This is a genomic window from Arsenophonus endosymbiont of Bemisia tabaci Q2 (assembly GCF_902713415.1).
GTDB lineage: Bacteria > Pseudomonadota > Gammaproteobacteria > Enterobacterales > Enterobacteriaceae > Arsenophonus.
Genome location: NZ_CACTIE010000017.1, coordinates 57,110 through 63,695 on the forward strand (window position 1 = coordinate 57,110; position 6,586 = coordinate 63,695).

Consider the following 6,586-nt stretch of genomic DNA (forward strand, 5'->3'; position numbering starts at 1 on the left):
TAAGATCTGGCGAATAGGTAGGCAAATATTCCACCATATGTCCCGCATCGATGATGACTTGTTGAATACTCTGTTTCTTGTGAAAAGTTGCATTATCCATCATGATTACACTGTTTTTAGGAAGTGCTGGGATAAGGACTTGGGTGACCCATGCATAGAAAACATCGCTGTTAATATTGATATCAAATAATCCGATAGCAAACAGCGTTGTGCCCAATAAAGCGCCGATAACATTTGTTCTTCCTTTAGCTCCCCAGTTCTTGAGACCAACACACCGTTGACCTTTCGGGGAATAGCCGTGAGTCCGCGGGGTATCGTGTGAAAAACCACTTTCATCAATAAAAACAATATGCTTGCCTTCTTTTTCATACTGTTGTTTTTTGTTGAAACGTTTGTCGAGTGTTTTCGTCGGCTTTCGGATGACGTAGAGTTTTTTTATAGGTCAATCCCATTTTTTTAAGAGCTTGCCAAATGGCCTTCTGAAAAACGCCAAAACGCTCTGCACGCTCTTTTTGGTAAGCATCTGGATATTGTTCAACATCTTTTATAGCTAAGCGTCTTAATTTTGATTACAAAATATATGTTTTTCTCCAATATAAATTTACTGATATAGAGTAATTACTTGTAATCATTTTAAAGTCGCTCAGCTATATCAACTCGGATTTATCGATTTTTCGCTGACGCGTAGTCGATGCTTTTGGCTCTATTTGATTAATCCAACGCGATACAGATGCAGAGCCAATCCGAAATTGCTTCGCTGTTTCTCGGATACTCAACCCTTCTTCTTCCATCGTAAATATCACTTTACGTCTAAAATCAATTGAATAGCTCATATAAATAATGTCATCAAAATTAAGTCGCTTAGTTATATGAAACTCCTTTAAACATTTGTTTATTTATTTTGCTATACGTTGCATCCGACGTTTAACACGTTTTACAAAACGCGCCACTTTCCAAGCACGTTTAATACAGTAGCCATAAGATAGCAAATATAAGCAAAAATAATGCCAACATCACCCATTCAGGAATAAAATTTGAACGTTCACCCATCATACCTACCGCTGCTAAAATAGCTGCCGACACTGTAATCAAGATAAAAGCCTGACTTGAGGTAAAACCTGAACGCATAATTAAATGATGAATATGTTGTCTATCTGGTGAAAAAGGACTCATTCCTTTACTTAGACGCCGATACATAATGGCAATCATATCCATCAGAGGAATAGCAATAATCCAAAGGGCAGTTCACTGGTTTAATCGATGGTTGCTCACCTTGTGTCGACTTCAATAGCAACCAAAGAATAGTAAAACCAATTAATGTACTACCCGCATCCCCCATAAACACTTTATAACGCTTTCCTAATAAACCTAAATTCAGGAATATAGAATATATAAGGGAGAATGGCAGCAATAAGAGCAAAACACCAAAAAGCTAATGCCATATTGCCATTTTGATAAAGCAAAATCTCTAATGTAGCAAAGGAGACACAAGAAAGCCCACCAAGCAGACCATCAATACCATCAACCATGTTAAAAGCATTGACTGCGCCCCAAACAGCAAATAATGTCATTAAATAGCTTAAAGGCCCCAACGTTACATGCCATGGCCCAAAAGCATAACCTAAGTTATCTGACGTTAGACCAGCAAAATAAATCATGACCAACGCAACAATAGCTTGAATAGTTGCTCGAATTTTAACACTAATATCAAAGCGATCATCTAATACTCCAACAAATACCAAAACCCCAGCACAAATCAAATACAACCATTTATGAAGAATATATTCGGGCGTAATCATGAATGCTAAACCGATACCAAAAAACCGCAATACCACCAACCAAAGGAATTTCTCCTTGGTGTTTTTTTCGATGATTAGGTTCATCTACTAGAGCAAATCTTTTTGCCACTTTTCTCGCAATAAATATGAAAATCAGAGAAAACAAGAAAACCCAAAAAACGTCGATTAGTAAATTTAGTGTGTCCACAATATTTACATTTACTCTCTTATAATTTTTTTTAGAAATCATCCACTGCACCCATTTCCATGTATAGACTATAAGTGTACTTTAAGTTAGCGTATATGTAACAATAACGAAACATTTCCATTATCTTGCACTGCTTATTAGTAAGCAAAATCTATACCAAAACAGATACTATTGGATAACAAAAACGAACAAAATAAAACGCCACATAAAAGTGGCGCTTTTCAATAACTCATTAAACAAACAGCAATTTAAGAACGCTTCATAAAATCGAAAAATTCATCGTTCGTTTTCGTCATTGCCAATTTATTAATTAAAAATTCCATTGCATCAATTTCACCCATAGGATGAATAATTTTACGCAATATCCACATCTTCTGTAACTCATCCGGTAAGGTTAATAATTCTTCCTTACGAGTACCAGAACGATTATAATCAATCGCCGGAAAAACACGTTTTTCCGCTATTTTCCGCGACAAATGTAGCTCCATATTGCCGGTGCCTTTAAACTCCTCGTAGATTACTTCATCCATTTTGGAACCGGTATCAACTAATGCTGTAGCAATTATCGTTAGGCTTCCACCTTCTTCTACATTACGTGCAGCACCAAAAAAACGTTTCGGACGGTGCAAAGCATTTGCATCCACCCCACCAGTCAATACTTTTCCAGAGGAAGGAACCACTGTGTTGTAAGCACGAGCAAGACGCGTAATCGAATCTAAAAGAATGATGACATCTTTTTTGTGTTCAACTAAGCGCTTAGCTTTTTCTATTACCATTTCAGCAACCTGAACATGACGAGATGCAGGTTCATCAAAGGTTGATGCAATGACTTCACCTTTAACCAGGCGTTGCATTTCGGTCACTTCTTCTGGTCGCTCATCAATTAGCAACACCATCAAAACACAGTCTGGATAGTTATTGGCAATATTAGCTGCAATATTCTGCAATAACATGGTTTTACCTGCTTTTGGTGGAGCAACAATTAAACCACGCTGCCCACGCCCAATCGGTGCGGCCAAATCCAGAACACGAGCAGTCAAATCTTCTGTTGAACCATTGCCACGCTCCATACGTAGACGGTTATTAGCATGCAGCGGTGTTAGGTTTTCAAACAGGATTTTACTACGGGCGTTTTCAGGTTTATCAAAGTTGACTTCATTAACTTTTAGTAGGGCAAAATAGCGTTCGCCTTCCTTAGGAGGACGAATTTTTCCTGATATGGTATCTCCTGTTCGTAGATTAAAGCGACGAATCTGACTAGGAGAAACATAAATATCATCAGGACCTGCTAGATAAGAGCTGTCAGCAGAACGAAGGAATCCAAATCCATCCTGCAAAATTTCTAGCACGCCATCACCAAAAATATCCTCCCCACTTTTCGCATGCTGCTTCAAAATCGAGAAAATAATATCCTGTTTTCTCATGCGGGCTAGGTTCTCTAGCCCCATACTTTCGCCAAGAGTAATCAATTCAGATACCGGCGTATTTTTTAATTCGGTAAGATTCATAATGGTGGGTTCTTAAACTCGGGGTATATTTTTTGAACTATGAACAATAAAACTATGAACAATAAATAATATAGCAATCTCTAAGTGCCTATTTAAATAAAAATACAAAACCTTAACGATTCTTGATGAATATATCAATTTCATTAGGATATAAATTCATGTAGTCGCAGTAATTTGTTAATTTACTACCTTAGATAACACTCTTTATACAGAAAAGACAGAATAAGACTATAAGAATTCATCTCAAATTTGATGAGAAAATCTTACTTTTTTACTTGTTAGGCCGTATAAAACAGCACCAAGCAAATAACAAATGGAACATGTCATTCTCTAAAAGAATTATTTCTATGAGAGTCAATAGAATTTAAACCATTGTAGGATATAGATTATTCAGAGATAACAAATATGTTTATACAATAACATATTCAGTATGTACACATTAAGATAAAAACGCGTATCATATTAAATAGTGTTAAATATTGTTAAATAGTGACCCTAAATTACAATGCTTCAAAGCAGACGTCTAATAGCAAATTGAGAAAAATATTAGCCTACTAAACGTCTGTTGTTAATATTTTACGGGAAATTAGATGTTTTTGTCTAAAAATTCTTTTAATTGAGTTTTAGACAAAAGACCAACTTGCTTATTAATCAGCTCACCGTCTTTAAAAAGTGCTAAAGTAGGAATGCTACGAATACCATATTTAGTCGCTGTTTCACGATTATCGTCAACATTCAATTTTCCAATAATCAATTTAGCTGCATATTCATCAGCAATTTCGTCTAAAATGGGAGCAATCATTTTACAAGGGCCACACCATTCTGCCCAAAAATCAACTAATACTGGCTTTTCTGCCCCTAAGGCTTTTGTATTAAAATCTCCATCAGATAGATGAATAACTTTGTCGCTCATTGCGATACTCCAAGGATAAAATTTTTATGCTCTTTCAGTCTAACATTAATTTAACCATGTTTGCTTTATTTCAAACAATCTTCTTTCATAAAGCAACCGTTAACTGATATTCTAACACACTATGAGTAAAACACATTTGACAGACAAGAAGTTTATAGACTTCGCCTTACACCCTAAAGTTATTGAAGCCCTTAATAAAAATGGCTTTCATAACTGTACGCCGATACAAGCGTCAACATTGCCTTTTACTGTCGAAGGCCGTGATGTTGCGGGGCAGGCACAAACAGGAACGGGTAAGACATTGGCTTTTCTTACCTCAACATTTCATTATTTACTAACACATCCAACAAATTCAGAACGACAAGTTAACCAACTCAGAGCTCTAATTCTGGCTCCTACACGAGAATTAGCGGTTCAGATATATACTGATGCAAAAGAATTAGCCGCTATAACGGGCCTAAAAATGGGTTTAGCTTATGGTGGTGATGGCTACGACGAACAACTGCATGTGCTCCAGTCGGGTGTAGATGTTCTTATCGGTACGACCGGGCGTTTAATCGATTATACCAAACAAGGCGACGTTCATTTAGGTCTCATTCAAGTGGTTGTACTTGATGAAGCTGACCGTATGTATGATCTTGGTTTTATTAAAGATATTCGCTGGCTATTTCGTCGAATGCCACCCGCCACTCAACGCTTGAATTTACTCTTTTCCGCAACACTTTCTTATCGTGTTCAAGAACTGGCATTTGAACAAATGAATCAACCCAAATATATTGAGGTAGAACCTCAACAAAAAACAGGTCATCGCATTAAAGAAGAACTTTTCTATCCTTCTAACGAAGAAAAAATGCGTCTGTTACAAACGTTAATCGAGGAAGAGTGGCCCGAAAAATGTATAATTTTTGGTAATACCAAACATCGCTGTGAAGATATCTGGGCTCATCTTGCTGCTGATGGTCACCGCGTTGGCTTATTAACTGGCGATGTAGCACAAAAAAAACGGCTACGCATTCTTGAACAGTTTACTCAAGGCCATTTAGATATCTTAGTTGCAACAGATGTTGCCGCCAGAGGTTTACATATCCCATCTGTCACTCATGTATTTAATTATGACCTACCTGATGATTGTGAAGATTATGTTCATCGTATTGGTCGTACCGGCCGCGCCGGTGAGAGTGGTCATTCAATTAGTCTGGCTTGTGAAGAGTATTCTTTAAATTTACCTGCTATTGAGGAGTATATTCAGCATCAAATCCCTGTCAGCAAATACAACAGTGAAGCATTATTACAAGATTTACCTACACCAAAACCACGTCGTCGTCCACGTACTAATGGAACACGTCGTAACAATAATAGCCAATGCCGACAGAATAATTCACGCAACAATCGTAAACGTCCGAGCTAATAAATATTATGTTAAAATCATGGCTTTTACGCAGCAATCGATCTTGATTGTAACAGCTTTCATATGTTAGTAGTACGAGAAATTTCTGGTTATGTACAGACCCTTCCTCGCATCAAGCGTAAAGTCAGACTGGCCGCGGGTCTCGATGAAAATAACTATTTATCTCAACAAGCCATGGATCGTGCCTGGCAATGTCTGCATCTTTTTCCGAGTATTTACAAGATATTCCTACTGAACAAGTACAAATTGTTGCTACAGCAACACTTCGTCTCGCTAAGAATGCCGACTGCTTTATTAAGCAAGGAGAAAATATTTTAGGGCATTCCATCAGAATCATTACTGGAGAAGAAGAAGCTCAACTCATTTATTAGGGAGTAACATATACCACTGGCGGTTCAGATAAACGACTAGTGATAGATATTGGGGGTACTACTGAAATTATTAACGGTACTAATGTTAAAAATAATTAACTTTTTAGCCTTAATATGGGTTGCGTTACTTGGCTTGAACATTATTTTAAAGATCGTAATCTAACCGAAAAAATTTTGCGCAAGCTAAAACTGCCGCGCATAAGATCATTAAACCTATCGCGAACCAACTTATAGCTAAGCGTCTTAATTTTGATTACAAAATATATGTTTTTCTCCAATATAAATTTAGTGATATAGAGTAATTATTTGTAATCATTTTAAAGTCGCCCAGCTATAACTGCCGAATAACTTGGGAAGTACGCTTATAGCTAAGCGACTTGATTTTGATTATATACCATAT

The 6,586-nt window shown here is 36.9% G+C and carries 3 protein-coding genes and 4 pseudogenes; 2 read left to right on the top strand and 5 right to left on the bottom strand.

Annotated features, from left to right (window positions below; translation table 11 throughout):
- Positions 1-25 precede the first annotated feature (25 nt).
- The 5 genes and pseudogenes from ARSQ2_RS12205 to trxA form a co-directional block, all read right to left on the bottom strand.
- A pseudogene (locus tag ARSQ2_RS12205) lies at positions 26-439 on the bottom strand (IS630 family transposase); the annotation flags it as partial.
- Positions 366-833, bottom strand: a pseudogene (locus ARSQ2_RS12210) (IS630 transposase-related protein). The pseudogenes ARSQ2_RS12210 and ARSQ2_RS12205, both read right to left, overlap by 74 nt.
- 63 nt (positions 834-896) lie before the next feature.
- Positions 897-1,986: pseudogene (wecA, locus tag ARSQ2_RS01595) on the bottom strand (UDP-N-acetylglucosamine--undecaprenyl-phosphate N-acetylglucosaminephosphotransferase).
- Between the two features lie 248 nt (positions 1,987-2,234).
- Positions 2,235-3,494: a transcription termination factor Rho gene (rho, locus tag ARSQ2_RS01600; protein ID WP_026822640.1), complete on the bottom strand. Its 1,260-nt coding sequence runs from the start codon at positions 3,492-3,494 to the stop codon at positions 2,235-2,237.
- Between the two features lie 586 nt (positions 3,495-4,080).
- Positions 4,081-4,407, bottom strand: a complete 327-nt coding sequence (trxA, locus tag ARSQ2_RS01605) for a thioredoxin TrxA (RefSeq protein WP_181994131.1) — start codon at positions 4,405-4,407, stop codon at positions 4,081-4,083.
- A 121-nt stretch (positions 4,408-4,528) separates the two neighbouring features.
- On the opposite strand from trxA, the gene rhlB reads away from it, so the two are divergent.
- Positions 4,529-5,815, top strand: a complete 1,287-nt coding sequence (rhlB, locus tag ARSQ2_RS01610; protein ID WP_181994132.1) for an ATP-dependent RNA helicase RhlB — start codon at positions 4,529-4,531, stop codon at positions 5,813-5,815.
- A 63-nt stretch (positions 5,816-5,878) separates the two neighbouring features.
- Positions 5,879-6,416 (top strand): annotated as a pseudogene (locus ARSQ2_RS01615) (Ppx/GppA phosphatase family protein); the annotation flags it as partial.
- Positions 6,417-6,586 lie beyond the last annotated feature (170 nt).

What these genes read in the sequence shown, in the direction of transcription:
- rho (WP_026822640.1), bottom strand. Translation starts at nt 3,494, where the DNA reads ATGAATCTTACCGAATTAAAAAATACGCCGGTATCTGAATTGATTACT.
- trxA (WP_181994131.1), bottom strand. Translation starts at nt 4,407, where the DNA reads ATGAGCGACAAAGTTATTCATCTATCTGATGGAGATTTTAATACAAAA.
- rhlB (WP_181994132.1), top strand. Translation starts at nt 4,529, where the DNA reads ATGAGTAAAACACATTTGACAGACAAGAAGTTTATAGACTTCGCCTTA.